The organism is Methylobacterium sp. WSM2598 (assembly GCF_000379105.1).
Taxonomy (GTDB): Bacteria; Pseudomonadota; Alphaproteobacteria; order Rhizobiales; family Beijerinckiaceae; genus Methylobacterium.
Genome location: NZ_KB900611.1, coordinates 42,514 through 45,708, shown reverse-complemented (window position 1 = coordinate 45,708; position 3,195 = coordinate 42,514). Strand labels below are relative to the sequence as shown.

2 protein-coding genes and 1 pseudogene are annotated in these 3,195 nt (G+C 58.1%); 1 reads left to right on the top strand and 2 read right to left on the bottom strand.

Translation table 11 applies throughout. The features are described from left to right. Window positions 1–254 (bottom strand): hypothetical protein (locus MET2598_RS42550; protein WP_210163417.1); only part of this gene is annotated, 254 nt, incomplete at its 3' end. A gap of 592 nt (window positions 255–846) precedes the next feature. On the opposite strand from MET2598_RS42550, the gene MET2598_RS0135365 reads away from it, so the two are divergent. Continuing rightward, window positions 847–1,614 (top strand): DUF3102 domain-containing protein, encoded by a 768-nt coding sequence (locus MET2598_RS0135365; RefSeq protein WP_036271126.1) that lies wholly within the window; start codon window positions 847–849, stop codon window positions 1,612–1,614. 990 nt (window positions 1,615–2,604) lie between these two features. On the opposite strand, the pseudogene MET2598_RS37990 reads toward MET2598_RS0135365, so the two are convergent. Beyond that, a pseudogene (locus MET2598_RS37990) lies at window positions 2,605–3,082 on the bottom strand (transposase); the annotation flags it as partial. Window positions 3,083–3,195 lie beyond the last annotated feature (113 nt).

The following is a 3,195-nucleotide window of genomic DNA, read 5'->3' as shown; positions in this document are numbered from 1 at the left end:
GAGTGGTCATAGGCGTATCGCTCTCGCTGAGAGGTTCTGGCAGGCTTCGACACCCCGCCTCGATACGCCGCCTTCACGCCAAGCGCGTCACCCAATCTCCCGCATAGCTCGTCGGCACGGCTCATGCCCTCCAGCGCGTTGGCCACGGCCAGGAGGCGCTGCATCGTGCGGCGGCGGGGCTCGCGCCGGGCCAAGCGACGCAACTCAGCGGGGCTCGCGAGATCGGTGCGGATCGTCAGGCCCGGTCGTGCCATCGCGGCCTCCTGCTGCACAGGCAGCAGGCCAGCACAGACGCGCCTCACAACCAACTCACGTTCGAGTCACCGACAAAGCGCGGCGGTATCACAAACCGCGGGCGGTACACTTGCGGCCTATCACCGGCCTATCACCTTCCTGTCAGCATCGGAGCCGCACCCGCTCTGCGGCGCGTCGCGCTTCACCGATTGTGCATCGACGATCGCGAGAGTTGGGCTGTCTTCTCTCCCCGCTTTTTCTCAATAGCGCATCACCAGATGATGGGTAACCCGCTCCAGGCCGCCACTATCCGTCAGTACGCGCCAGCAATCGAAAGAGATGCTCGCGGCGGAAAATCCCTTAGAATCGTATTGTAATCTCTTCAGCACCTCATGCAGCCTTTTTCCATAGAACACGCATGGGTTTCCCAGTATCCCGCTTGATAAACATCTCGCCTCAGGTCAGGATGTACGCTGACCTATCCTGATAGATGCCAGGAGCGGTCTGAAACAAGGGGCATGCAATGTCGCTTGTCCCAGTCGCGAGTGGGAGCGGATCAGTCTAATCGAAACTGGTCGCGATCCTCTCCGCATGATGTCTTGGACAGAAAGTATGCCTAAAATCATGAAGATCGGCTTCAACTACGCGGGTCTTGAAAGCAGTGTGGCGAAAGAGGCGCGCGACACCGCGCATCGCCTTCGCGAGCGGGGGAATGCCTTCATCATCGAGGTTGGTCTCACTCTTCTCCACATGAAGGGTCTCCTCGGCCACGGTGCGTTCGGCCCCTGGGTCCGCACAGAACTCCGGTGGACCGATCGCACAGCGCAGAACTATATGCGTGCGGCTGAGGTCTTCGCCGACAAATCCGAAATCATTTCGCATTTGCCGAGCACAACAGTGTATGACCTCGCGGCCAAGAGCGTACCAAACGACGTCCGGAACGAGATCATCCGTGAGTTCCAGGAGAGCGGCTGCACCGACAAGGACGTAGCTGCCAAAAAGATCCGGGATTTCAAGCTCTCCACGAAGAAGACAGTCGCCCCGAACAAGCGGGAGAAACACCAAGCGGGAGAAACACAATGCTGTGTCTTGCACCCCACAGAGGGAGGGCGGCAGAAGACGCCGGGGGCCGCCGCGGAGGCCGCAGCGCTGATTGTCGAAGCGCTCGGGGACGGCACCGACCATCTCTTCAGATTGATGGAGAAGGCGTCTTGGAATGATATCAAAGCAGAGTTGATGGTGCTTATCAGCAAGCCGAAGCAGCCCGAGCCCCAGGCTTCCTCGCGGGTCAGCAAGCCGAAGCAGCCCGAGCCCCAGGCTTCCTCGCGGGTCAGCAAGCCGAAGCAGCCCGAGCCCCAGGCTCCCTCGCGGGTCCACTGACGCATCAGGGGGCCCACATTGGGGCTGTGGCCTCGCTGCGCCCCGTCCTGCGCATCTGGAGGCGCACCGCCCACAGCTGCCCTGGGTGCGCAGCTTCAGGCGCTCAAACGAGCTTGCCTTGCTGAGAAGGGGGGAAGGGCACCCGTCGACCGTAATCGACGGGTGCCCTGCATCGTCGGCTTGTCTATGATCCGCCAGCCACGTGGTGGCGCTTTCTTTTGTGCGTGCGAGAAAAATGGCCCAGATCTTGTCGAAAAATCTACCGCAACATAAATTAAAAACACATGTTTTGCTATATTCCATTATGTAGCGCATTTGTCCTGGGACATCCTGCTTTTGACAAGGCAAATCTACACCTGCTGTCCAAGCTTTGATTTCCGCCGCCAAATTCTTACATAGAGAAAATTCCCCAAAAAATCTGATTATACCTACTTGACATCATAACAATTTGTCCTGCATGCTGATGCAGTAATAACATCTGTTGCTGCGCATATGATTTCATCCTGTCACCAGAACGCTGATAGCTCTACAGCCAACAGGGGCTGAGAAAATATGGAGCATAATGATGGAAAACTGCGATATGAAGAAGGTGGCTCTGGGTTCAATTGTTGCTGTGAGCGCTGTGATAGCCTATTCGGCAGCTATGGCGGGCACTCTTCATGGGCGCTCGCATAATAGTTCAAGACACGAATATACCGGCGAGATCGGTAGCTCCTGCCTGAGGCTAGACTACGAGAAATGCCAGAGGCTAAGGTACGAGAAAGATTTTGACACCGAAAATCAGTACAGGAATTACGACCAAGACCAAGACCAAGACCAAGACCAAGACCAAGACCAAGACCAAGACCAAGACCAAGACCAAGACACCAATCAAATGGCGCAACCTATACTATAGTTAACAATCCAAAGGAGAGAAGAGCAGATGTGGACGCACGGGTATCGGGCGCACCATGAGACGCGCGTGAAACATATGATTCTCGGAGCCGGCTCGACTAGGATCATGACAGCAGTGGCGCAGAAGAAGGCCTTAGTCCAGGCGAGGGGCGCCTCAGGATCCTTCCAAAGGCGCCGGTTGCGGCTGATCCAGGCGAAGAAGCGTTCCACAACCCACCTGCGGGGCTGCACGGCGAAACCGACCTGCCCAGACGGCTTGCGCACGATCTCGACGGTGATGATCGTGGCGCTGGCCGGCGCGTCACCAGCGTAGCCCGTGTCGGCAAACGCCGTAGCGATGAACGGGAACAAGCGGCGCGACAGGCGCAGCACCGGTCCAGCGCCATCGCGATCCTGAACGTCTGCGGGCGGCGGCTCCAGCACAAGGGCGCGGCCGTCCGTGTCCACCAGGGCCTGACGCTTGCGGCCCCCTCATCCTGAGTTTGTCGAAGGACATCTTCTTTCCCGCGTCATAGCGGCGTGGGCCGCCGCTCGCGGTCGTCTTGACGCTCTGGCTATCGAGTGCGGCGGCTGTTTCAGGTCGAAATGACTCGCCTGAAAGAAGTGAAGATCGGCTGGGGTCTAAAATAGTGAGCCCCCCCGCAAGCAGATAGGCGTTCACGCTTACGAAGAGTGGAGAGCACCATG

What these genes read in the sequence shown, in the direction of transcription:
- MET2598_RS0135365 (WP_036271126.1), top strand. Translation starts at nt 847, where the DNA reads ATGCCTAAAATCATGAAGATCGGCTTCAACTACGCGGGTCTTGAAAGC.